Source organism: Lentibacillus songyuanensis (genome assembly GCF_039548255.1).
GTDB lineage: Bacteria > Bacillota > Bacilli > Bacillales > Amphibacillaceae > Lentibacillus_C > Lentibacillus_C songyuanensis.
The window spans coordinates 79,608-103,350 of sequence record NZ_JBCLVH010000016.1 but is presented as its reverse complement, the minus strand read 5'-3'; the positions used below and the strand labels follow the sequence as shown (position 1 = coordinate 103,350).

The 23,743-nt window shown below is 40.7% G+C and carries 21 protein-coding genes; 13 read left to right on the top strand and 8 right to left on the bottom strand.

The annotated features are described in order from the left end of the window. Positions 1-265 precede the first annotated feature (265 nt). From WMZ97_RS15290 to WMZ97_RS15280, 3 genes are all read left to right on the top strand, one after another. Positions 266-3,889, top strand: a complete 3,624-nt coding sequence (locus tag WMZ97_RS15290) for a dynamin family protein (protein ID WP_343272956.1) — start codon at positions 266-268, stop codon at positions 3,887-3,889. A 32-nt stretch (positions 3,890-3,921) separates the two neighbouring features. After that, positions 3,922-4,791 carry a 5'-3' exonuclease gene (locus WMZ97_RS15285; protein ID WP_343272955.1) on the top strand — a complete coding sequence of 290 codons (870 nt, stop codon included), beginning with the start codon at positions 3,922-3,924 and terminating at the stop codon, positions 4,789-4,791. A 107-nt stretch (positions 4,792-4,898) separates the two neighbouring features. Further along, a complete protein-coding gene (locus WMZ97_RS15280) occupies positions 4,899-5,531 on the top strand; it encodes a DUF421 domain-containing protein (protein WP_343272954.1) in 633 nt (210 codons plus the stop codon). Positions 5,532-5,670: 139 nt separating this feature from the next. Here WMZ97_RS15280 and WMZ97_RS15275 read toward each other — a convergent pair whose 3' ends face one another. Then, positions 5,671-5,838 carry a hypothetical protein gene (locus tag WMZ97_RS15275; RefSeq protein ID WP_343272953.1) on the bottom strand — a complete coding sequence of 56 codons (168 nt, stop codon included), beginning with the start codon at positions 5,836-5,838 and terminating at the stop codon, positions 5,671-5,673. A gap of 205 nt (positions 5,839-6,043) precedes the next feature. Here WMZ97_RS15275 and WMZ97_RS15270 point away from each other — a divergent pair, with 205 nt between their 5' ends. Next, positions 6,044-7,381, top strand: coding sequence for a D-serine ammonia-lyase (locus tag WMZ97_RS15270; RefSeq protein ID WP_343272952.1), 1,338 nt, complete (start codon positions 6,044-6,046; stop codon positions 7,379-7,381). Between the two features lie 65 nt (positions 7,382-7,446). Here the strand turns inward: WMZ97_RS15270 and WMZ97_RS15265 are convergent, their stop codons facing one another. Continuing rightward, a complete protein-coding gene (locus WMZ97_RS15265; RefSeq protein WP_343272951.1) occupies positions 7,447-7,599 on the bottom strand; it encodes a hypothetical protein in 153 nt (50 codons plus the stop codon). Between the two features lie 162 nt (positions 7,600-7,761). Here WMZ97_RS15265 and WMZ97_RS15260 point away from each other — a divergent pair, with 162 nt between their 5' ends. Continuing rightward, positions 7,762-8,901 (top strand): MFS transporter, encoded by a 1,140-nt coding sequence (locus WMZ97_RS15260; RefSeq protein WP_343272950.1) that lies wholly within the window; start codon positions 7,762-7,764, stop codon positions 8,899-8,901. Positions 8,902-8,919: 18 nt separating this feature from the next. On the opposite strand, the gene WMZ97_RS15255 is transcribed toward WMZ97_RS15260, so the two are convergent. Next, positions 8,920-9,669 carry a hypothetical protein gene (locus WMZ97_RS15255; protein ID WP_343272949.1) on the bottom strand — a complete coding sequence of 250 codons (750 nt, stop codon included), beginning with the start codon at positions 9,667-9,669 and terminating at the stop codon, positions 8,920-8,922. 513 nt (positions 9,670-10,182) lie between these two features. Between WMZ97_RS15255 and WMZ97_RS15250 the strand changes: the two genes are divergently transcribed. Next, positions 10,183-10,794, top strand: a complete 612-nt coding sequence (locus WMZ97_RS15250) for a YitT family protein (RefSeq protein ID WP_343272948.1) — start codon at positions 10,183-10,185, stop codon at positions 10,792-10,794. Positions 10,795-10,796: 2 nt separating this feature from the next. On the opposite strand, the gene WMZ97_RS15245 is transcribed toward WMZ97_RS15250, so the two are convergent. After that, positions 10,797-12,014, bottom strand: coding sequence for an MFS transporter (locus WMZ97_RS15245; protein ID WP_343272959.1), 1,218 nt, complete (start codon positions 12,012-12,014; stop codon positions 10,797-10,799). A gap of 63 nt (positions 12,015-12,077) precedes the next feature. Next, positions 12,078-12,578: a DUF3231 family protein gene (locus tag WMZ97_RS15240; RefSeq protein ID WP_343272947.1), complete on the bottom strand. Its 501-nt coding sequence runs from the start codon at positions 12,576-12,578 to the stop codon at positions 12,078-12,080. A gap of 294 nt (positions 12,579-12,872) precedes the next feature. Between WMZ97_RS15240 and WMZ97_RS15235 the strand changes: the two genes are divergently transcribed. Genes WMZ97_RS15235 through WMZ97_RS15225 form a run of 3 tightly spaced genes read left to right on the top strand, consistent with a single transcriptional unit; the run spans position 12,873 to position 15,400 of the window. Continuing rightward, positions 12,873-13,838 carry a sulfonate ABC transporter substrate-binding protein gene (locus tag WMZ97_RS15235; RefSeq protein WP_343272946.1) on the top strand — a complete coding sequence of 322 codons (966 nt, stop codon included), beginning with the start codon at positions 12,873-12,875 and terminating at the stop codon, positions 13,836-13,838. Positions 13,839-13,856: 18 nt separating this feature from the next. Beyond that, positions 13,857-14,621 (top strand): aliphatic sulfonate ABC transporter permease SsuC, encoded by a 765-nt coding sequence (gene ssuC, locus WMZ97_RS15230; protein ID WP_343272945.1) that lies wholly within the window; start codon positions 13,857-13,859, stop codon positions 14,619-14,621. Positions 14,622-14,653: 32 nt separating this feature from the next. Beyond that, positions 14,654-15,400, top strand: a complete 747-nt coding sequence (locus WMZ97_RS15225; protein ID WP_405027697.1) for an ATP-binding cassette domain-containing protein — start codon at positions 14,654-14,656, stop codon at positions 15,398-15,400. Between the two features lie 337 nt (positions 15,401-15,737). Here WMZ97_RS15225 and WMZ97_RS15220 read toward each other — a convergent pair whose 3' ends face one another. The 3 genes from WMZ97_RS15220 to WMZ97_RS15210 all read right to left on the bottom strand — a co-directional run bounded on the left by WMZ97_RS15220 (position 15,738) and on the right by WMZ97_RS15210 (position 20,181). Then, positions 15,738-17,129, bottom strand: a complete 1,392-nt coding sequence (locus WMZ97_RS15220; RefSeq protein ID WP_343272943.1) for an amidase — start codon at positions 17,127-17,129, stop codon at positions 15,738-15,740. Positions 17,130-17,392: 263 nt separating this feature from the next. Next, a complete protein-coding gene (locus tag WMZ97_RS15215) occupies positions 17,393-19,447 on the bottom strand; it encodes a catalase (RefSeq protein ID WP_343272942.1) in 2,055 nt (684 codons plus the stop codon). Between the two features lie 275 nt (positions 19,448-19,722). Continuing rightward, positions 19,723-20,181, bottom strand: coding sequence for a YndM family protein (locus WMZ97_RS15210; RefSeq protein ID WP_343272941.1), 459 nt, complete (start codon positions 20,179-20,181; stop codon positions 19,723-19,725). Between the two features lie 152 nt (positions 20,182-20,333). Between WMZ97_RS15210 and WMZ97_RS15205 the strand changes: the two genes are divergently transcribed. From WMZ97_RS15205 to WMZ97_RS15190, 4 genes are all read left to right on the top strand, one after another. After that, positions 20,334-21,020, top strand: a complete 687-nt coding sequence (locus WMZ97_RS15205; RefSeq protein WP_343272958.1) for a peptidylprolyl isomerase — start codon at positions 20,334-20,336, stop codon at positions 21,018-21,020. Between the two features lie 137 nt (positions 21,021-21,157). Continuing rightward, positions 21,158-21,967, top strand: coding sequence for a DNA-formamidopyrimidine glycosylase (mutM, locus tag WMZ97_RS15200; RefSeq protein ID WP_343272940.1), 810 nt, complete (start codon positions 21,158-21,160; stop codon positions 21,965-21,967). Positions 21,968-21,996: 29 nt separating this feature from the next. Next, positions 21,997-22,836 (top strand): deoxyribonuclease IV, encoded by an 840-nt coding sequence (locus WMZ97_RS15195; RefSeq protein WP_343272939.1) that lies wholly within the window; start codon positions 21,997-21,999, stop codon positions 22,834-22,836. A gap of 288 nt (positions 22,837-23,124) precedes the next feature. Beyond that, complete coding sequence (locus WMZ97_RS15190) at positions 23,125-23,670, top strand: MOSC domain-containing protein (RefSeq protein WP_343272938.1); 546 nt, start codon at positions 23,125-23,127, stop codon at positions 23,668-23,670. Positions 23,671-23,743: the final 73 nt, after the last annotated feature.

The following is a 23,743-nucleotide window of genomic DNA, read 5'->3' as shown; positions in this document are numbered from 1 at the left end:
CCGGACGGCGGCACCAGCACTTCTCTTCCAATAGAACGAGAGAAAGTGTCATGTAAAAGAATGAACACTACGTCGCAGTTTCCATCAACTGCGTATTGCACCTCATTTAAAAGATTAATATTCTAAACTTACCCCCCTATAAGTGTGTAAAGTTTCCGTTATGTTTCAACCATTCTTTTTCGCTTTATTCTACCGGTGGCATTTATATATGATACAACGTATAATAGAAGTATATGAACCGTAGAGAAGAAAGGAATTGTGCATTTTGGAATTAACAACGTTGCCATCCCAGCAAGTGGGTATCAACCATTTTACGGCACTTTATGAAGTGATGCTTGCCAATGGAGATACACGAAGCGCAGATAAAATACTGGATATCTATGAAAAGTGGAAAAATCAAGAATATGTTGTCAGTTTTGCTGGCCATTTTTCAGCGGGCAAATCAACCATGGTCAATACGCTTTTAGAAAAGGATATTTTGCCGGAAAGCCCGATCCCTACAAGTGCGAATGTAGTTAAAATTACATCCGGACGCGGAGCAGCACGGATTTTTTTCCATGATCAGGCACCGGTAGAGTATCAGGAACCATATGACATGGAAACAATAAAAAACTACTGTAAAGATAAAAATAACATAAAGAAGGTAGAAATAAGTACATCTTTACCTGTCATCCCTGAGAATACAGCCCTTTTTGACACGCCTGGGATCGATGCAGCAGATGATGCCGATCGGTTGATGACCGAAGCATCCATGCATCTTGTCGATTTGCTTGTTTATGTGATGGATTATAACCATGTACAGTCCGAGGTGAATCTGCAATTCATGCATACGTTAAATGAGAAGCGGATCCCTTTTTTCGTGGTGATTAATCAAATTGATAAACATGATGATAAAGAGCTGTCATTTACAGCGTTTGAAGCAAGTATAAAACAAACCTTTACTAATTGGAATATTCATCCAGAGGCAATCTATTATTCTTCTTTAATTGATGAGCGGGCAGCGTATAATCAATTTCCACAGCTAAAGAAAAATATAGTTGGATGGCTAAAAGAAAAACGTGGGTTAATTGATTCTATTGCAAATTCCATTCGGGATGTGGTGGAGGAGCATAAGCGCGAATTAATTGATGAACTTGCTGAGAAAATGGCTTCTTTTCCTGATCAACAGCTTGATACAGCAAACTTGTATGCGCAAAGACAAGCCATCGAGCAGCAAATTCATGATGTAGAAGCCGCACGTCATGATTTGGAACAGCAATGCCGTGAAGAATTGGATGCAACCTTAAAAAACGCGTATCTGATGCCACATGATTTACGGGAGAAGGCTGCGGCCTTTTTAGAAGCACAGCAGCAAGATTTTAAAATCGGTATGTTCGGCTCGAAGAAAAAAACACAGGCTGAAAGGGAGATACGGCAAGCGACATTCTTACAAGCATTAAGTGAAACAATGGAAACCGCCATCCAATGGAAACTGCGTGATAAATTTACCAATTTGCTGAAACAGTACGGAATAACGGATCAAGCGCTGTTCGAATGCATCCAGCAGTTAGCCATTGATTATACCACAAAGGATCTGGCCGCTCTAATAAATCCGGGGGCGAAGGTTAATGGTCAATCCGTCTTACATTATACAAATGAGGTAAGTCAGGACATAAAACAAAAATATCGCAGCCAAGCAAAGCAACTATGGGAGCAGATTGATGGGCAGCTCACACACGAGAATAAGAAGAAACAACTGGCATTTAAAGATGAGCTGGACGAAATCAGCCAATTGTTGAAACAACAGGAAACAAAAAATACGTTGCAGCAAACATTGCTAGATAAGCAATACCAATTGGAGGAGCTGTTGCAGCATCCTGGGCAACGGGACGATCGTTTATTGGATCAAGTTTTATTGGAAAAACAGCAGTTTACAGGTCAACGTCTTGTCCATGAGCAAGTAACAACTGATGTTGAACCGTTTCAGGAAAAATCTGTTGAACCTGAGTCGAAACGTAGTCATTCCTTATCCAGTGAGGATGTATGTACGCGGATCGATCAAACCTTGGAAACGATCAATGGACTGCCAGGGTTTCAAACGGTTGTCACGGATTTAACCGAAAAACGAGAGCGATTAATACATCAATCCTATACAATTGCATTATTTGGTGCGTTTAGTGCCGGAAAGTCATCCTTTGCCAATGCATTACTTGGAGATTTGGTGCTACCTGTCTCACCAAACCCGACCACTGCAGCAATTAATCGGATTTGCCCGGTTACAGAAACATATCCGCATGGTTCTGTTGTGGTGCATATGAAGCACCAGGATGTCCTTTTTGAGGACTTAGCAGCGATATGCCGACCGTTTGCTCCTGCGGCAACGGATTTTGCCGGATTACTGCAATGGGTCAAAGATAATGATATTTATAAAAACAAACAGTTAAAACAACTGCACCAATCGTATTTGCAGGCTATGCTTTCAGGGTATCCAGAGCACCAGGAATTGTTAGGGGATTCTATCTCTATCAGTCTTGACGATTTTGCTGGATATGTAAGTGATGAAACGAAGGCATGTTTTGTGGAATCGATTGATGTTTATTATGACTGTGCGATTACCAAACAAGGAATCACCTTAGTCGATACACCGGGAGCGGACTCGATCAATTCGAGGCACACGAATGTTGCTTTTGACTATATCAAATATGCGGATGCCATGTGTTTTGTCACATATTATAACCATGCGTTGTCACGTGCGGATCAAGACTTTCTGATGCAGCTTGGCCGGATAAAGGATTCGTTTCAATTAGATAAGATGTTTTTTATTGTCAATGCAGCAGATCTGGCTAAGGATGAGATGGAGTTGCGTTTGGTAACGGAGTATATTGAAGAACAATTATTGCAGTTTGGTATTCGATTTCCGAAGTTATTTCCTGTTTCCAGTAAACAGGCATTACAGGCGAGACAACAGCAGTTGCCTGTAAGCAAAAAAATGCGAGCGTTTGAACAGGAATTTTATGCCTTTATCCAGCATGACTTGGCAAGCCTTTCCATTCAAGCAGCTTTACTTGATATCCGAAGGGCTTACCAAGTGCTAACGAATTATATTGCTTCAGCAAGCTTAAATGAACAGGAAAAGGACCAATACCGGACCAAACTGTTGACCGAACAAGAAACATTGCAGCAAGTGGTTAACGATATGGATACATCCTTATACCAAAAGCAGATTGCGCAAAAGTTGGATAAACAATTGTATTATGTCATGGAGCGGTTAGGGATTCGATTTCATGATATGTTCAAGGAATTCTTTAATCCTGCGACCATCACGGAAACAGGAAAACAAGCAACTATTCAACTGCAACAGAGCTTAAATGACTTACTCGACTATGCAGGATATGAGCTGGTTCAGGAACTACGTGCGGTTTCACTGCGAATCGAAGCTTACATGCGTTCACTTGCTGAAGATGCGTATACGACATGCAAGGAAAGAGCAGAAGAAATCGATCAGCAACTATTATTACCCGGTCTGTCTTCGTTTGACTTCTCGACGCCTGAATACGAGCAGGCGTTTCAAAAATTAGATAAAACGATCTTCCAAAAATCGTTATCCCTTTTTAAGGGAACAAAAGCCTTTTTCGCAAAAAATGAAAAAGAACTCATGAAAGATGAAATATACCAAACCTTGGTGCCATACGTAGAAAGCTATATGGAGGAAAACAAGGCTATAATGCTGAAATCATATCAAGAACAATGGAAGCAATTGATGGAAAACATGCAGCAGGAAACCATGCAAACGATCAGACAATCTATTAATGATGCCTTGTCGGTGCTTGAAGAAACGATTGATATTTCCCACTTACAAGCAAAACAGCAAGAACTTGAAACGATTATGAGTAATGAGCAAGTAAGTTAGATGTGAAAAGTTTTTGGAAAGGAGGTTTGACAATGGCAAAATCGAATAAGATTATGCTTGTTGATGGAATGGCATTGTTATTTCGAGGGTTTTATGCTACTGCGTTCCGCGGGAATTTTATGAAGACTAGTCAAGGCGTGCCCACTAATGGGATTTATCAGTTCCTACGGTATTTCCTTGATGCGGTTGATAAATTTACCCCGACACATGTAATTTGCTGCTGGGACATGGGAAGTAAAACCTTTCGTACCGATTTATTCACAGATTATAAAGCAAATCGGGGAGAGCCACCGGAAGAATTAATTCCACAGTTTGACTTAATCAAAGAAGTCGTTGCAGCATTTGATATGCCAAATGTGGGGGTTGTCAATTTTGAAGCCGATGATTGTATTGGCACGTTAGCTCAGCTCCATAAAACTGAAAATGATGTCCTTATTTTGACCGGGGATCAGGATATACTACAGTTAGTTGATAATGGAATCAGTGTTGCGATTATGAAAAAGGGACAAGGCAATTATGATGTGTTTACCATCGATAATTTTTATGACAAACGGGGAATTACACCAAAGCAAGTAATTGATTTAAAAGGATTAATGGGTGATTCCTCTGATAATTATCCAGGGGTAAAGGGAATTGGCGAGAAGACAGCACTCAAACTGATTCAAGAATATGAATCAATCGATAATATGCTGGTCAATATCGACCAATTACCGACAGGGATTCGCAACAAAATTGAAACAAATCTTGATATGCTGCATCTATCAAGGGAACTAGCAAAAATAAAGTGTGATGTTCCTGTTACTTGTCCGTTGGAGACAGCTGTATGGCAATATGATAAAACCAAACTAAATGCTACGTTCAGGGAGCTTGAATTTAAGCATATGGCGAAACTAATCGGTTAACTTTAAGACGGGTCATTGGAATTACTCCAATGGCCCGTCTTCTACGTATAAATTACCTTGTGATAGGAAATCTAAAAAATGAAAAGTAATAGGAAAGGAGTATCCACATGGATTTTAACTGGATTTGGCAAGCGGCACTAATTGTAATTGTTGGCACACTTTTGTTGCGCGTTGCTGGAAGAAAAACGATTTCGCAAATGACATTAGCAGAATCTGTATTAATGATTTCGATCGGTACATTACTTATTCAACCAGTAACAAGCAAAAGTGTCTGGCTTTCATTCGCGGTAGGCGCCGTACTTGTTTTAACATTGCTTGTGATGGAGTATGGCCAATTGAAATCGGACGGTTTGGAAACAATGATTACAGGCAAATCAAAAGTACTGATTGAAAACGGAACCTTGAATGAAAAAACGTTAGCAAAGTTACGTATGACGGTCGACCAATTGGAAATGAATCTCAGGCAAAAAAACGTTACAAACATGAGCAATGTCGAATGGGCAACTCTCGAACCTAGTGGAAAACTGGGAATCACTTTAAAAGCAGAAGCGCAACCTGCAACTAAAAAGGACATCCAGCAATTACAGGAATCGATTAATCAGATGATGACCACCCAACTGCAATTACAACAATTAACGAAGCAATTAAGCGATACCAACATGCAGTTTGATCAAGCAAATATTTTTAAAGAAGTGAAAGATAATGATCATAAGTATACCCCTCCAGAACATTTGCAATGAATATCCACGTCTTTTGTTTTTTTATCAGTGGTGTTTAAGTTCACCGGGGTGACAGACTGCAGTTCATGAACACAGGAATAAATTAAGAAAACCTGTACAACGAATAAGTCGTTATACAGGTTTTAGGTGGAAAGCAAACCTATTTATGGTTGTTATTGCGTTGTTTGTTATGATCGTCAATATCGTTATTGTCAAGGAATTCATTTTCATTCGCAAATTCTACATTATCAATTTCACGATCAAAATTATCATCATTATGGTTACGGTTTTTGTTTAAATCACGATTGTTATTGTCACGGTGATTCATGGGAACCCCTCCTGAATTAATTTATGTGTGAAGCAATTTGTTCACAAACATATTTTTTCCCTTTCCTTATAAAATAACCTGTTTTTTTCAGCAAAGGCTTGTCGAATTCTTCCAGTAATGGGTTTGTCTGTGATAACATGTTTACAATAAGAAAAAGCGACCATATATGATTAGGATTAACGATATATAGAAAGGGTTGAATACTTTGGTATTTTCCGAACTGGAATTACAAAACTATAAAAGATGCTATCCCTTGTTAACAGATATTGTCCAACTACATCCTGTCATTTGGCTTCATCCCCCAAGAAACCAGGATGATGAACTCCCAAAACTGCCTGTAAGGAAAGCGGATATGATTGAGGCAGAACAATTATGGCAGCGGTTTGCCCCATTTTTAGCAAAAGCATTTCCCGCAACCAATGGTGGGGTTGTTGAATCACCATTGCGTCCAATACCCTCCATAAAAAAACGGCTGGAACGTCAATATGCATTACCTTTCACTGGTAATCTATACCTAAAAAGTGATAATGAGTTGCCGATTGCAGGATCCATTAAAGCACGAGGAGGTATTTACGAGGTTCTCCAGTATGCTGAAAAGCTGGCGTGCGGTGCTGGTCTAATTACTCAGGAAACTAATTATGACGTGTTTGCAAGTGAATCATTGCAGACATTTTTCAGCCAGTATTCTATCGGTGTTGGCTCTACAGGAAACTTAGGATTAAGCATTGGAATAATTAGTGCGAAGTTAGGGTTTCATGTCACCGTTTACATGTCCAGTGATGCCAAACAATGGAAAAAGGATTTGTTGCGTGAGAAAGGTGCCACGGTAGAGGAATTTTCCGGTGACTTTAGTGAAGCAATCCATGAAGGGCGCGAGCAGACCGAAGCAGATCCAATGGGTTATTTTGTCGATGATGAGGATTCCGAGCATTTATTTATCGGGTATAGTGTAGCAGCATTAAGACTGGAAAAGCAGCTTGCTGAACAACAGATTAAGGTTGATGAAGAGCACCCGTTGTTCGTCTATCTGCCGTGTGGTGTTGGCGGTTCTCCCGGCGGTATTACATTTGGATTGAAGCAAGTGTTTGGCGAATATGTCCATTGTTTCTTTGTGGAGCCCACCCATTCTCCTTCGATGCTGATCGGATTGCTGACAGGTGAACAGGATAATATTTGCGTACAGGATTTTGGACTTGATAATCATACCGAGGCTGATGGACTAGCAGTAGGGCGGCCGTCACATTTTGCAACTTCTATAAGTGATCGGTATATAAGCGGGATATACACAATAGCCGATGATGAATTGTACAGATTGCTTTATATGCTTGCTGACAGTGAGGGTATTTACATTGAACCATCGGCTGCTGCAGGATTGTCAGGGCCAGGTAAAGTCGCACAAACTAGCTATGCGTCCGATCATCAGCTAAACATGAATGAAGCAACACATATTGTGTGGGCAACAGGAGGCGCGCTTGTTCCGAAGAAAGATATGGAGCAGTTTTATGAAAAAGGTAAAAAGCTAATGGATGAAGCAAAAAATTAATGAAGTATGGTTGGTTGTCCCATAGCCTTGTGCACCAAATCGGCTTGGGGACTCACGTTTCTGGATTAGGCTGCCTTGTTTTTATCATCATGATCGTCTACAGTTATATCCTTATATGTTTCCCAGTATTGAATTTGTGGTAAACGCCAATAAATCCAATAATCATGAATGAGCGATACACTCACGAAGATAATTGCATTCCAGTCAAAGTATTTCATCCGTTGAACTCCTTTCTCTTATAATTCATATATACACAGGCAGAGCTAGTCTAAGAACAAAGATGGGCGACGTTGTTCAGCAGGGTAAACATTTCTGTGTGGGTTAAGGTTTTATAATTCCCCCACATAATAAGATGAAATTAATTTGAAGGTGAAAAGAAGATGAGTAGGTTGCTAGTACAGCGTCTCCAGCTATTTACCAGCTGGATTACGTTATTTATTATTGGTACGGATTTATTTGTTGTATCCCCGCTATTACCCTTGATTGCGGAACAGTTTGGTGTTACACCGTCAAAAGCCGGCTGGATGGTGACAACATTTTCATTAATGTATGCCTTGGGCGCACCGGGATTTGGAATTCTATCGGATCGCTTGGGAAGACGTAAATTGATTGTTGGCGGACTTGTGGGTTTTATGATTGCAAATATATTGACAGGGACTGCCTCCACGTTTAACATTTTAATTGGAAGTCGGGTACTTGCCGGGATTTCCGCATCCGCAATCACTTCGTCTGTGTTTGCTGTAACGGGTGATTCAGCACCAGAAGGAAAAAGTGGCCGCTGGCTAGCGATCGTCACTACTGGATTTCTAACTGCATTGTGGTTAGGTGCTCCAATCGGTACTGTAGCAGGGAAATTTTTGGGATGGAATTATGTCTTTATCGTATTAGGTATTGCAGCAGTTATTCTATTGGTCTTTAATTATCGCATGTGGTCAACAAAAGAAACAGCTCAGCAGAAAAGTGAAACGAACAGAGAGTTAAAACGAATATTACTGAATGTTGCGGTAACCATGTTTTGGGCTTGGAGTGTTTATGGTTTATATACATACCTTGGAACAGGCTTACAATCGGTACAACATCTGTCATCCATACTTATTGCTGTGGCTCTGATTGTTTATGGTATTGGTGCCATTAGTGGCAGTTTGTTGGGAGGACGTTTTGCTGATGTCTGGACGGGAGGATCGGTTTCTACTACTAGTCTGGTGGCTCTTGGTATTGTTTTGTTACTACTGGGATGGTTATTTTCGACGTGGTTATTGTGGATACTGCTTGCATTTTGGGCATTTTCTGGATATGTGGCATTTTCCTCTTATCAAGCCCGGCTTGCGAAGGAATTTCCGGACAATCTTGGAAGTGCAATGGCATGGAATCAAACCGCCATGTACGCAGGAATAACGCTGGGATCCATCTTTGGTGGCTGGATCATTAATCATTGGCCATATACATTACTTCCCATTATTTCTGGAGGATTTGCTTTTGTGGCAGCGATATGGTGTTATCGTTGTATGAAAATATCGTAAAAAAGGAACGGCACTTTATTATTTTTTCCCAAAGTATATCGCCAACTCCTCATTCATCTGTTTCTTGTTTTGGGTAAATTGTTTTACACGATGCCCATTAGCGCCCGAGGGATGGGGAAATCCAGTAAGTATATACTTGTTGTCAATCAGTTGATGGTCAGCGAGATATTGTAGTACGGTTGAGACGGTTACACCCAGTGGAATGATTAGTGGGTTATTTAACCGGGACAGATCATTTATAAAGCATTGGATCACATACTTTTTTAATATTTCTGATGATAATATGGATGGTGTGGATCCAGTATAATTTTTGCCCTTGTAAAAAACAGGGTACGGGATTAATCCTGTCGTATGGACCACATGATTCGCCGGGCCGAATAAATCTGCCGAAGAAGCTATGCCAAAATAATGATGCAAACCTAATTCATCAAGCATATGAATTAGGTTTTTTCGCATGGGCCCTTGATAGCTGGAAGCAAGCTTTGCTTGATGGAGTAACTGTTCGTTATCCAATGGTTTTCCCTTTAATTGAACAATTCTAGAATAAGCTTGCTGCATTTGATAAAACCCGGGTGTGATGCCAACAATTAAGAGGCTGGCCTTCTCGTTAATATATTCGACCGGTGCATAATAAATGGCCAATTTCTGATCCGGCGATTGCTCTAGCAGAAATGAATTGGTTACGATTTCTTCTTTTTTTACAGGCATGGATAAAGTATAAATAGCATTTTTGAATTGATTTATCCTGCTATAATCGGTTATCCCCATATTCCATCCTCAAATCTTCTAGTTTTGATCACTATATCATAATTATGGTCGAAAATCAGGGATTAACACGTAAACATGGATTGAATTCGCATATAACGGTAGAGCGTTCGAGCATGTCGTCCTTTTAGGGGTATTCGGATTGATTAATGGACGAAGGTGTCGCATAAATTCCTGATCGCATTGACACGCTGGCCAATGTTTTTTGTAGCACAAATCATGTGCTTTACACGCAGCATCTACAGCATTAACCGGCGCTCCAGGACCGCTACAGCCCGGACCATCAATTATAAACCTGGAAACAAATAAAAATGTGGACGATTTCTGCTATTTCTTCTTGCTAAGGGCATATGTTTCCTCTCCTCACACTTTCTAAGTAAATCTTTCTACAGCATATGTTTGGTCTTAGATGCTGTTAAGTTTGTCTACCTAATCCCAATCATTTTTAAACGATTTTCGAATACACTAAAATGAAGTGTTGTCCAACCAAAAGGCGGTATGATTAGGAGGACCGTTATGAATCAATTTATTATAAAAAATGGACTAGTCTTAGGGGGAGGCGCCATTCAGGGGCTAGGAATGGGGCTGTTTTTATTTCCTAATTCTATTCCGTCCGGTGGTTCTGGCGGGATTGCGATCCTGTTAAACTACTGGTTTGGCATTAGTACAGGCCTGGCGCTTTGGATCGCTAATTTTTCATTGCTTTTGCTTGGTATTAAATACTTTGGCAAGGCATTTGTATTGTGGACGATCATTGGGATTACGGTGACCTCTGTCTCTGTCCAATTTTTTGAACAATATGTACACGTCCCCGAAAGGAATTTGGTGTTTGACCTTGTCCTTGGCTCCACATTCCTAGGTATCGGGGTGGGGATGCTAATGCGGCAGAATGTCTCCAATGGTGGTGTTGGTGTTGTAGCCATGATCATTGCTTCGGGACGAGAGATCCTTCCGGGTAAGCCGCTATTTTATATTAATTGTTTTGTATTTTTGATTACAGCAATGGTTATTGATTGGAAAATAATTTTCCTTGCCTTTTGCAGTCAGTGGATTTCAACAAAAGTAGTGGACTACGTCTGCAGCCTCACATTCCATCAGACATATACACTTGGCTGGCGGAAAAAGTAGTCCTACATATAATTGTAACGGAAAACCGTTTTTTTATTTTCTTTTCCATTTTTTCCTTTGACATGGATCAAGGTTAACACAAGTAATCCAACAACCAGTGTCAAGACAGCGATCGAGATAAACATACCAGTTCGGGACCAATCCATTAACCGGGAAAATATCGGCGGTCCCAATGCAACACCAAGAAAGCGGACAGACCCGTACAATGATGTGACAAAACCTCTCCGCTCTTTCCCGACAGCACCGGTGATGATACTGTTTACACACGGCAGTATAAGACCAGCACCGACACTGCTGATAGCCAGGACCACAAGAAAAGGGATTAGTTTTTCCAAAAAGACGAGTGAGCCGTACGAAATGGTCATCAACAGGAAACCGAGTACGGATAACTTTTTCATTCGCTCTAAATTCTTGCCGATCTTACTTCCGGTAATATAAGAGGTTGTTACCATTACCAGCAATGGAATGGCTAGTATGAACCCTTTGATTAATCCATCAATTTTATATGTCTGTTCCAGAACATCCGACAAAAAGAATAGAATCCCAAACAAAGTGAATAAACAGGTGCCCCCGGCGAGATACGTTGTGAGGATCCATCTGCCCTCCTGTTTAAATACACTTAACAGGCCATGCATATATTTCGCAAACGGTGGTGGTGCCTGGCGGTTACTTTTTTCTTTAATAAAAATCATGGATAATAAAGCGGAAAGCAAACTAATAACCGGAAAAACAAAAAAAACAAAAAACCAGGTAATTAAAGCAAACAATGATCCCAAAACGGGAGATAACACTTTACCAAGCCCGTTAGATGCTTCAAAAATTCCTAAGACACGGCTTTGTTCGCCGCCCTTGAATAAATCGCCTGTCAGGGCCATTGCGATAGGAGCGGTTCCTGCAGCACCAATCCCCTGAATAATTCGGCCAATTAAAATCCACATATATTCATGTGAAAAAAAGGCTGCACCAGCGCCTGCCAGTAATCCACCCAATCCAAATAAAATGAGAGAGGGGACGATAACGATCTTTCGTGAAAATCGGTCAGAAAGATATCCAACGACTGGAATTAAAATGGCTGCAGCAATTGAAAAAACTGTAATGGTCAGACTAACCTGCATTTGTGAAAGCTTTAGGGTGGATTTCATCTCTGGCATCATCGGGATTAACATGGAGTTCCCTAATGTCATGATCAGTGGAATTGATCCGATAGCAAGGATGGTCATACCCTTATTTTGTGATGTTGTGGATGTCACTTTGTCTCCAACTCCTCCGGATAGATATGTTTACTACTTTAGGTTGATCGGTGGAGAAACGAGCCACCCTTTTTCTTTGGAAAGCTGCAGGAGTTTTACTTCATATTCCTCTTTTTGGTTATGGAATTCGCCATACATCGTTCGGAGATCTTCCCGAATGGCGATTCCCATAATATAACTGCAGGACATTTTACCGTTCATTAATTCTGTTTGAACAAGAGCAGCGATTTCTGGGTCATTAAATCGGGCGCCAGCTGGAATATCCTGCACCTCAACATTGGGACGATCTGGAGGCGCTGGCGGTAATCGTATACCGGTCTCTTTTAAGATTGTTTCAACCTGCTGTTCTTCCTGGGTCAAAACGTTTTCCAACAAATCCTCCAACAAAACCTTTAAATCGTTATCCCCTGTATGGTTGATCAATACTTGAGTTGTTACTAACACTGCTTTTGTATGGTGTAAATACGACCACAAATGAAAAACCTCACCGGAATGAAGAGCTTCATCTTGAGGCTTATTCGTTAAACTGCCCATTGTTTTACCCCCTGAAAATATGGTATGTCCGTTTCTGCTTTGCAGCTGCATCTGCAAACATGCATAAATGTAGTTTTCCTAAAAAGATAAAAATTATTTGTGTGGAGATGGATAATCCTTTGATGGAGTATAAAATAACATGCTTTTCTCGTGGGATTAGAACCAGAATGATGACTTACGGCTTGTTACTCATTTAATTTCCACGATTTTAACCGGGACAGGAACCTACACCTTATTTATACATAGGCTAAAAATAGATCGATATTAACCAAAAGGGGATGGTGTTTAGGGGATATGAGAAAAAAACTATCATTACTTATCATTGTGTTCTTTGTTGTTGCTATTGTTACCGGTTGTTCTAATCAAGGTGGTACTTCAGCAGATGCCAAACAGGATAATGTCATTCGGATTGGCTATCAAAAGAATGGTCCCCTTCTTATTTTAAAATCGCTGGGTACGCTTGAAAAACGTTTGAATTCACTTAATTACACGGTAGAATGGAAAGAATTTCAAGCCGGTCCCGCCCTAGTAGAGGCGTTACATGCTGGAAGTATTGATTTTGGAAGAACAGGAAATTCACCAGTCATTTTTGCGCAGGCTGCAGGTACCCCTTTCAAAATTATAGCCGCAGGAAAATCGAAGTTTGAAGGAAGTGGGATTCTAGTGCCAAAGGATTCTGATATTAAAAAGATAGCGGATCTGAAAAATAAAACGGTAAGCTTCGCGAAAGGATCCAGCTCACATTATTTGCTGATTAAAGCGTTAGAAAACGCTGGCTTACAATATACGGATATTACACCGGCTTTTTTGTCACCAGGAGATGCGCGAATTGCCTTTGAACAAGGAGAGGTCGATGCTATGGTTGTTTGGGATCCATATACTGCTTCAACAGAACTGTTTTCTGACGCAACCTTGCTTGTAAATGGGGAAGGGTTTACAACCGATCGGGACTTCTTTATTACGAATGATCAGTTTGCCCTCGATCATCAGGAGTTAATAGATGTCGTCATGGAAGAAATAGAAGCGTCATCTGATTGGGCAAACAGCAACCATGATGAATTGGTTTCCATGCTTTCTTCCGTTTTAAAGTTGGAAGAAGATACGATTCAAAAGGCGGTAGAACGGCGGACCTATGGAGTAGACCCAATTAGTAGTGATATTGTTCAGGAACAACAGGCAATTGCTGATACATTCTGCCGATTGAATATCATTCCGAAAGAAATAGATGTAAAGGATACGATGGCCGAAGAATCAAAATAGGGAAGGAGGATCAGGCCTATGCAAGCAAAATTAAAAAAATCGGCCGCGACATTCATACCCTGGCTAATCCCATTGTTTTTATTGCTGGGATGGCAGCTCTTATCATCGATGGGGGCGATTCCTCAAAAGGTATTACCGGCACCTACACAGGTGTTTAAAGCAGGTGTTGAGCTTTTTTCAACTGGTGAGTTAGTTGATCATGTGTCAATCAGTTTAAGCAGAGCATTAATCGGATTTCTGATTGGTGGGGTTATTGGTTTTTTATTTGGATTATTCAATGGTATCTTCCGGATGGCCGATCTTTTTTTTGATACATCGATTCAGATGTTAAGAAATATTCCCCATTTAGCATTAATCCCACTTGTTATCCTGTGGTTTGGCATTGACGAGACTTCAAAAATCTTTCTGGTAGCCTTAGGAGTGCTATTTCCAGTTTATATTAATACCTATCATGGGATTAAATCTGTTGACAAACGTCTGGTTGAAATGGGGAAAGCATACGGACTGAAAGGGGCCGGTCTATTTTTTCATGTTATTTTACCGGGGGCAATGTCCTCGATTCTTGTCGGCATCCGGTTTTCATTAGGAGTTATGTGGTTGACATTAATTGTTGCCGAAACGATTTCCGCACATTCGGGGATTGGGTACATGGCGATGAACGCGCGGGAGTTTATGCAAATGGATGTCATCGTGCTTAGTATTGTGCTTTACGCATTGTTTGGCAAGTTATCGGATGTGATTGCCAGGTTCTTAGAACGAAAATTACTTAAATGGGATCTGTAAATGTGAACAGGGAGGAAAGTAAAGTGAATGTCATTACAGAGCAAACAAGACATGTTTTACTGCAAAACGTTAGCAAAGGCTATGCCGACCGGTCCGTTTTAAACGGATTGAATCTTCGTATTGAACAAGGAGAATTCATTGCCATTGTTGGCAAGAGCGGATGCGGGAAAAGTACACTGCTTCGCTTGATCGCGGGACTGGAAAAGATAAATGACGGTTCCATTCTTATTAATAATAATGAACTCGTACATGTAAATGAACAGGCACGTATGATGTTTCAGGATGGGCGTTTGCTTCCTTGGAAAAAGGTTATTGATAATGTGTGTGTTGGTTTGTCAAAGGATGCAAGAGACAAGGCAACTATGGCCTTACAGCAAGTTGGATTACATGAACGGATGGGGGATTACCCGGGGAAACTATCTGGTGGACAGCAACAGCGGGTAGCCTTAGCAAGAGCATTGGTCCATGATCCGTCACTATTGCTGCTGGATGAACCACTGGGTGCCTTGGATGCCCTTACACGGATTGAAATGCAAGATCTGATTGAAAAATTGTGGGAAGAGAATAACTTTACCTCCATTTTAGTAACCCATGATGTAGAGGAAGCAGTATCAATGGCTGACCGCGTTGTACTAATCGAGAATGGTACGATCAGCATGGATCAGATCATCCATTTGCCAAGACCGAGACAACGCAGCCATCCAGCCTTTTCCATGTATGTTGAAGAAATCCTGGAAAGAATCATGGATCGAAAACAGACGAAAGATTATGTGATATAAGTGCAATACGTTTTATCCTGCTAATGGGCAGTAAGACCCCACTTCACGTTTTGAGGTGGAACTAAAAAAGATAAGTGGGGGAGAAAGGGTAGGCTAAAATGTCACGTCCTGTGCGTCGAAAACCCCCACTGAATGAAGTTTCACTTTATATGCATTTCACATTAGGTTGCACTTTGACGAAGACATATTACGTTTGCATTTAAACAACATGGTAGTTTATGTCTTTTAAAAACCTATTCATTTTGCAACAAGTTTTTAAAACAGGCTATACGGGCTTACTTCTACATTAATCAATACATGACATCATTATCATGACAGGATTAGATGGTAATCTTCATTAATCCATTATTCGAAAACGGAACGGATTTGTGCTTTCCCACGCATAACCGACCTGAAGTAATTGTTTTTCACAAAGGTGATTCCCCATGAATTGCATCCCCACAGGAAGTCCCCTTTTATCAAATCCCATTGGTACGGATAAGCTCGGTATCCCCGTTAAATTAACAGGGGAGGCAAAAGGCAAACAGCGCCTAATAACCTCTAAATTTTGATCAACCCAATTATTGGAAAATGCTGGGGTGGTGATCGGTATCGTTGGCCCTAGCAAGATATCGACATTCTTAAAAGCTGTATGGAATGCTTTCACTAACTCTCTACGGGCTTGTTGAGCTTTAACGTATTGATCTGTGTTTGTTAATGCACCGGACAGAAGGAAAATGCGATTATCCGCTTCATAGTCTTCTGTATGTGTCTGTAACCAATTGTAATGGTAAGCAGATGCTTCTCCCGTTACCGTTACGTACCCTAGAAACGTTGACATCGATAATTCAGGTATCTCGATTTCCCTTACGTTGGCCCCCAATTTATCCAATGTTGTTAGGGCATTTTTAAATAGTATTTCCACATCTTTGTCTAACTCCTCAAGATAGTATGAGGGAATGCCGATCTCTATACCACTGATTTCTTTATTTAGATCTTCAGTGTAATTAGGTATAGGTACATGAAGACTTGCTGGATCATTCGCGTCAAAACCTGCCATGTATTGGAGCATGAAAGCCAAATCCGAAATGGACCGCGCCATCGGACCAGCGGTATCTAATGACCAGGATGAGGGAAAGATCCCATCAGTACTCACAAGTCCATAGGTTGGCTTTAACCCATAAACTCCACACATAGAAGAGGGGATGCGAATGGAGCCGAAAGTATCTGAACCAACAGCAATTGTTGCTAGCCCAGCTGCTAGAGCAGCACTGCTGCCACCGCTGGAACCCCCTGGCATATACTGCGTATTCCAAGGATTACGTGTATTACCAAAGTACAGATTTGTACCGGTAGACCCAAGGGCAAGTGCATGCATGTTTAGCTTTCCTAACATAATTCCACCAGCAGCCAGAAGTTTTGCTGCTGCTGGTGCAGTTTTGTCAGGAATGAAATCAGCAAAAAGTTTAGATCCGTCTGTTGTTCGGAGGTCTTTCGTATAGAAATTATCCTTAATGCCGACCGGGATTCCATGGAGAGGGCCTTTATAATGGCCATGCATAATGTTCATTTCAGCTTCTCTTGCTTGTTGAAGGGCAAATTCGTAAAGAGGAGTAATATATGAATGGATGATTGGATCGATTGCATCTAGACGGCTTAATAGATAATGTGTCAATTCTACTGGAGATAGTTCCTTTGCCTTGATTAAGGGAGCTAGTTCAGTAGCAGTTAAGAAGGCTAATTCTGACATTGTATTAACCTCTTGTCAACGATCGTCATTGGTGCGTTTTTGTTTAGATGAGGGAATAATTTAAGGGAGCTATGAGCCTCGCTGATCGTAAAAAGGATGTTATCAATATATTGGATGTCTGACTCATAGATAGGTAAGGATTGCAGGTATAAGCCTTGCTTTATAAAATTTGCATCATTCACTCAGCTTACCTCCTTTTTAGACACAAAAATTGCAGGGAAATAACATGTGTTACCTCCCCCGACAATTATACAAATACAACACTATTTTCTATCCCAAAAGCGTTGCTGAGCGATTGCGGAGACTAATTCCTTTCCAAAGTTAGCGTTATTTCCTGCAAAAACAATACCAGATGCGGATTTTATTTTAAACTGGGATTGTGCATTTGACGCAACACCTATTGGTTTATAATGTTTGAATGCTGTTTTCACAAAGGACATAACATCCTGATGGAATTTAGCTTCATTTCTAGCATTTCCACCAACCACGTAGAGAGAGTCAACCAGATATGGGCTGGAAGTCATAAATGTTTTATCAACTTTGATCGTTGTACCATCCGCACCGGTGACCGTACCAAGCGTTTCGCTGATAATTTGTATAAAAATACCACATTGCTGTAAATAATGAAGGACATTCGTTACCTCTTGCCCATTAAACCCATTGCCAATCAGTACACCTACTTTTTGGGTGTAGGCATAACGAGGTGTACTTGCCTGACTGAGCGAGGCGTAACTTGTTGAAACGGGAACATTCTCTCCACTGGGTCTATCAACACCGACATTATCCGCAACGATGGCAGCCATTTGCTTATCCACATTAACCAGTATATCAACAACTTGCTGACGAACAGAATCGCTCTTTACACTTCCAACCTGATAGCTTAGTCCGTCAATGGTGTGTTGCTTTTCTACAGGGGTTAAGCTATTCCAAAAAATTCTTGGTTGCGAAAAGTAATCCTTGAATGAATCGCTTCTAGCTCTAATTTTGTATCCTTCTACTTTCCCCGGGTAATCTTTGTAGCCGCCTTCTTCCGGGGGCACAGTGTATGGTGTGTTATTTGCAAGTGAATTTTCGTGATAGTTTACTTGGTCAACATCGATTCGTTGCCTCATAACGCCTCGTCGTTGATTATTATGAAACGGGCATATTGGCTGATTAATTGGTAATTCAACATAATTGGAGCTGCTAAGTCGATGATGTTGGGTAGCTCGATACGCCATTAATCTTCCTTGCAGAACGGGATCATTGGAAAAATCAATTCCTGGAACGACATTTCCAGGGTTAAATGCGACTTGTTCGGACTCTGTATGATAATTATCAATGTTTCTATTTAATGTCAACTTACCAATGGTTTGAACAGGAACGACTTCTTCTGGCCAAAACTTTGAAGGATCGAGCACATCGAAATCGAAGTTAAATTCATCCTCCATTGAAATCAATTGAACACCAAGCTCATATTCAGGATAAGCGCCTTTATCAATGGCCTCCCTGAGATCCCTTCTGTGAAAGTCAGGGTCGAGACCTCCGATTTTCAGTGCCTCATCCTGAAGCAGGGAATGGACACCAAGGACTGGCTTCCAAACATATCTCACAAAAGTTGCTACATCTTGATCGTTAACAAATAGATACGTATTAATGGACCATGATTCCATCATGCGATAGCTTCTTAAAATACCACGATCAGACATAATCCACAGCACCATATGAAGTGCTTCAGCGTTATTGGCCACGTAGTCCCAAAAACGGTCGTGCGCACCGGAAGCTGTTGGGATATCATCTGCTTGCTTTGCCTGATACGCATGCATTGCATCTGGAAACTTCATCGCATCCTGATTAATTAATACAGGCATTGCAATCGTTGTTAAGTCAACATTTCCTTCCTCTGTATAAAGCTTAACTCCTTTACAACGTAAATCTCTTGCTGTATCATAGGATCCTTTAGGCCCCTGTACAGTAGAAAAACGGACAGTTATTGGCGTTTTTTTGCCTGCTTCTTGTAAAAACCCTGCTTTTGTCACATGTCTCATGGACTGATAACATTCAAACTCACCATAAGCGCTGTATCCTCTTGCATGGACTACCCTTTCTGGTATTTCTTCCTGCACAAAATGCGACATTTTTTCAAAAAACTCATAATCCTGACGTAATGAAGGACCACGTATACCAGCCTTTAATTGATCCTGGTCCTGGGATCTTTTTTTTCCCTCCTGTGTCGTCATTGGTTTTCCTTTGTCTTGTACACGGTACCGATTCAGTTGCTGTTGTTTGCTGTCGTTATTATTAACAGGCTTTTGGTTTCTTGATGACTTCTCATCCATGTAATCACCTATCCTTAATCAGTTATTCAATGCCACTTATAATGTACGTTATGGAAATCGCAATTATTCATTAATAGATACGCATTTTCGAATTTTTATAGGGATTTAATGATTACCAATAAAAAGAGGGGTAACGAAGGCGGAAAAACTTCCATCGTTCGTGGTCTCATCACTTGGATGAAGCCACTTTGTCCGGAATTTCAGCTTTGTTCCACCTTTCATTAGTCTTTAATGTACAAAGTTCCCATTATGTCCCAATCGCTTTTTTCATCTAATTAACGATCAGAATCCTTGTTGTTTTCTTTTGTCGTCATCGTTTGTGGATCTGTTTCTTCAGCAAATTCTGCTTGTAATTGATTTGTTGCTGGTGATTGTATATGATGTTCCACATCGAAAAATTGTTCTTGGATATAGGCATGAAGAAGCGGTTCAACCAAGGACATTAAAAAAGCGGCCATTAATGCAATGGACGTCATTCCCATCCCGGTTTCAAGCAATAGGCCTCCTAATACCCAAAATGAAACAAATGCTAATGCAAAATCGGCGATGGAAGCGACAATGTTACCGAACTTTCGAAGGACAAACAAATCACCAATTAGATAGGAAACACCTGTTACAAGCAGACTAATCCAGAATAACCGTGTTAATGTAGCGTTAAAAAAAATACCGAATGTCGAAAAAGTGATGATAGAAATTGCCACGAACTTAATTCCTAATACCTTTAAATGACCCATGATTAGGCCTCCTTCTGATTGCTTTTGGTTAAATGTTTCAACATACCTATTTTGTCCATATTTTTAAAATTAACCCTCCATAGGGAAAAAAGCTTAAAACAAGTGTATAATAGGTCTGATTCTATATAAGAGGAGGTTTGTGGATGCGAAATATGGTAACAGCAAACAAAGCAAAGTTATTATTATTGATGTTTATCTTCCTGATTGGATGGACATTGACGGGCTGCGGATCACAGTCAAAGGGAGATCAGAAAGAAGATGGAAATTTGAAGGAAACAGATGAATCAACGGCTGATACATACCCAACGGTTGATGAAAACCCTACGGTCACAATAACAATGGCCAACGATAACCAAATTAAACTGGAATTGTACCCTGATGTGGCACCAAACACGGTTAGTAATTTTATTTCGCTCATTAATCAAGGTTTTTATGATGGATTAACATTTCACCGCGTTATCCCTGAATTTATGATACAGGGAGGCGATCCAGAGGGTAATGGGACAGGCGGTCCGGGATATGCTATTAAAGGAGAATTTACGTCGAACGGATTTGATAATAATCTCAAGCATGAACGCGGCGTGCTTTCGATGGCGCGAAGCAATGATCCGGATTCCGCTGGCTCACAATTTTTCATTATGGTCGCTGACTCATCACAATTGGATGGAGATTATGCTGCCTTTGGAAAGGTAACAGATGGGATGGATGTGGTTGATAACATTGTCTCCGTTGACCGTGATGGTAATGATAAACCGAAAGAAGAACAGAAAATGAAAAAGGTTACCGTCGATACGCATGGATATGACTTTCCTAAACCAGATACTGAAAAAACAGAATGAACAACCACAGAATGAGAGCCTGCGCGAAGATTGCAGGCTCTTTTACTGGATCCAACTTGAATAGGAAGACGGAAATAATCGGATACTATTTATATAAAAAAAGGATCTCAGCAGATTTTCATGGAGGGCTAACAACCATGCCAGAATTACCAGAAATGGAAACATATAAAACATTGCTCACACAAAAAGTCGGCGGCCAAACCATTACAAATGTGGTTATTAACCGTGAGAAGTCGATCAATGTATCATCGGATGACTTTATCCGAAATGTACATAATCAAAGAATCGAGTCGATTGAGCGGCGGGCAAAATATTTGGTCTTTCAGCTTGAAAATGGTTCCTGTTTGCTGTTGCATCTGATGCTAGGGAGCTTGATGTTTTTTGGAGCTGAGGAGGAAAGGCCGGATCGCACGGTGCAAATACAGCTAACCTTTGGGGAAAAGCATCTTTATTTTATTGGATTACGGTTGGGCTATCTTCACCTTTACACACAGGCAGAAGTGGAACAAGAATTAGCCGGTTTGGGCCCGGAGCCATTGGACAAAAATTTTTCTCTCGATACTTTTTTAGATCAGCTCCAACATAAACGTGGAAAACTGAAAACAACACTTGTCGATCAAGAATTTCTTGCAGGGGTTGGCAATCGTTATTCAGATGAGATCGCCTGGCATGCCCAATTGCTGCCTGAGCGTCATGTGAATGAATTCACTGATCAGGAAAAAAGTCGACTGTATCAGTCCATCCGTTTCATTCTTCAGCAAGCAATTCAATACGGTGGTTACATGGAGCAACCGTTTTTTAATGGAGATACGACAACCGGCGGATATATTGGCAATACTTATGTATATGGTCGAAAAGGAGAAGCATGTAAACGATGTGGTACACCGATTACTAGAGACAAAATATCATCCCGAAAAACATTTTATTGTACTGGATGTCAGACCTAATGAGCTAACTATCATGGAAGGGGATTAGGATGAAATTTGGCAGTCATGTTTCTATTAGAGAGGGTTATTTAGGTGCTGCCAAGCAAGCGGCAGCCATGAAAGCTTTAGCCTTTCAATATTTTCCGAAGAACCCCAGAAGTTTGTCGGTAAAAGCATTCAATAAAGATGATGCCGTGCTATGCAAAGAATATTGCAGCAAAAATAAGCTCGAATCCGTTGCACATACCCCGTATCCTACCAATTTAACCGCAAAGAGTGCCCAGAAGCGCAAGGATGTTATTCAATCATTAGTTAACGACTTAGAAATCGCTGATGCCTGTGGTTCCATCGGAGTGGTAGTACATTTTGGGAAAATGATTACCGGTGATGATCCGCTTGCAAGTTACCGGTTGATGATTAACATGCTTGATGCGATACTAAGCCAGTGGAATGGCAAGAGTAAAATTTTGCTTGAAAATACTGGAGGTAGGCCGGGTACGATGGGTACAACGTTGGAGGAACTTGTTCAAGTGCGCCATTTATGTGAGCGACCTGAACAGATTGGCTTTTGTCTGGATACATGTCACGCATTTGCCAGCGGGCTATGGAAGGGGGACAATTGGGAAGATGTTTTAGAAAGGGGAAACAAGCTTGGCTACTTTAATAATCTTAAAGTAATTCATTTTAACAACTCGAAATATGCTGCAGGGGAGGGGAAGGATCGGCACGCGAGCATTTTTGGTCATGGTTATATTACGGAACCCCAATTTGACCAGCTTATACAAACCCCCGAATTAAAAGACATACCTTTTATTTTGGAAACACCAAAGGACGAAATTTCCCATAAAGAGGAGATACGACAGTTGCGAGAACGATGGGGAGGAGATTGAATCTTATATGTAACTAAAAACGGAATACAAGTTCAATATGCTTCACAGCCTTCCATGAACGGTAGATAGAGTCTAATTGCCTTCACTATTTTTTCACCCCACATTCAGTTGAACAAGTTGGTTTGGTCAAAATCTACTAAACTGAGTGAAAATATTTTAATAGACACAGATGAAGACAGGAAATAATACAGATTCAATTATTTAGGTGGTTATTGATCGTATATAATGCCAAGGGATATGTTACAATCTATAAAAGACTTTGATAATTTCATGAAACGAGGTACGAAAATGGGGAAACATCATGAGGTAGAGGTTGATTCTATTCTAGTCGCTAATCAGCCGAACACATTTGTAACGAATCAAGTTGCAACAGCGGATCTGGGTTATGGCGGAATTCCTGGCGATTTACATTTTGGTTTAACAAAATTAGCTGGGGCACGGGAAACAATGTATCCACGAGGAACGGAAATTTTTAATCGACGGCAGCTATCGATTGTTTCAGTAGAGGAATGCTTCATTATTGCAGAGAAATTAGGGATAGAGCAGATTTTGCCAGAATGGTTAGGTGCAAATATTGTACTGAAGGGATTTCCGAATTTAACGAGACTTGCACAAGGCAGTCGTATTATTTTCCCAAGTGGAGCAGGGATTCTGTGTGAGGGTGAAAATCTTCCTTGCACACAACCGGGAGAGGTGATTCAAGAACAATATCCGGACAAACCTAAAATGGCAGCACATTTTGTGAAATCAGCGCTGGGTTTAAGGGGGATTGTCGGTGTTGTGGAACGTCCAGGAGAAATTGTCTCGGGTGATAAGGCAAAAATAGTTGTTTAACACCTGCTTTCCTCTTCTTTAGAAGCGGAACATCAGGCTCGTTCAACCTTTGTGTTCCGCACTTTTCCTAGGA

Excerpts from the sequence above, each read along its gene's own strand:
- WMZ97_RS15285 (WP_343272955.1), top strand. The coding sequence starts at position 3,922 with ATGGCAAAATCGAATAAGATTATGCTTGTTGATGGAATGGCATTGTTA.
- WMZ97_RS15280 (WP_343272954.1), top strand. The coding sequence starts at position 4,899 with ATGGATTTTAACTGGATTTGGCAAGCGGCACTAATTGTAATTGTTGGC.
- WMZ97_RS15275 (WP_343272953.1), bottom strand. The coding sequence starts at position 5,838 with ATGAATCACCGTGACAATAACAATCGTGATTTAAACAAAAACCGTAAC.
- WMZ97_RS15265 (WP_343272951.1), bottom strand. The coding sequence starts at position 7,599 with ATGAAATACTTTGACTGGAATGCAATTATCTTCGTGAGTGTATCGCTC.
- WMZ97_RS15260 (WP_343272950.1), top strand. The coding sequence starts at position 7,762 with ATGAGTAGGTTGCTAGTACAGCGTCTCCAGCTATTTACCAGCTGGATT.
- WMZ97_RS15255 (WP_343272949.1), bottom strand. The coding sequence starts at position 9,669 with ATGGGGATAACCGATTATAGCAGGATAAATCAATTCAAAAATGCTATT.
- WMZ97_RS15250 (WP_343272948.1), top strand. The coding sequence starts at position 10,183 with ATGAATCAATTTATTATAAAAAATGGACTAGTCTTAGGGGGAGGCGCC.
- WMZ97_RS15245 (WP_343272959.1), bottom strand. The coding sequence starts at position 12,014 with ATGACCATCCTTGCTATCGGATCAATTCCACTGATCATGACATTAGGG.
- WMZ97_RS15240 (WP_343272947.1), bottom strand. The coding sequence starts at position 12,578 with ATGGGCAGTTTAACGAATAAGCCTCAAGATGAAGCTCTTCATTCCGGT.
- WMZ97_RS15235 (WP_343272946.1), top strand. The coding sequence starts at position 12,873 with ATGAGAAAAAAACTATCATTACTTATCATTGTGTTCTTTGTTGTTGCT.
- ssuC (WP_343272945.1), top strand. The coding sequence starts at position 13,857 with ATGCAAGCAAAATTAAAAAAATCGGCCGCGACATTCATACCCTGGCTA.
- WMZ97_RS15220 (WP_343272943.1), bottom strand. The coding sequence starts at position 17,129 with ATGTCAGAATTAGCCTTCTTAACTGCTACTGAACTAGCTCCCTTAATC.
- WMZ97_RS15215 (WP_343272942.1), bottom strand. The coding sequence starts at position 19,447 with ATGGATGAGAAGTCATCAAGAAACCAAAAGCCTGTTAATAATAACGAC.
- WMZ97_RS15210 (WP_343272941.1), bottom strand. The coding sequence starts at position 20,181 with ATGGGTCATTTAAAGGTATTAGGAATTAAGTTCGTGGCAATTTCTATC.
- WMZ97_RS15205 (WP_343272958.1), top strand. The coding sequence starts at position 20,334 with ATGGTAACAGCAAACAAAGCAAAGTTATTATTATTGATGTTTATCTTC.
- mutM (WP_343272940.1), top strand. The coding sequence starts at position 21,158 with ATGCCAGAATTACCAGAAATGGAAACATATAAAACATTGCTCACACAA.
- WMZ97_RS15195 (WP_343272939.1), top strand. The coding sequence starts at position 21,997 with ATGAAATTTGGCAGTCATGTTTCTATTAGAGAGGGTTATTTAGGTGCT.
- WMZ97_RS15190 (WP_343272938.1), top strand. The coding sequence starts at position 23,125 with ATGGGGAAACATCATGAGGTAGAGGTTGATTCTATTCTAGTCGCTAAT.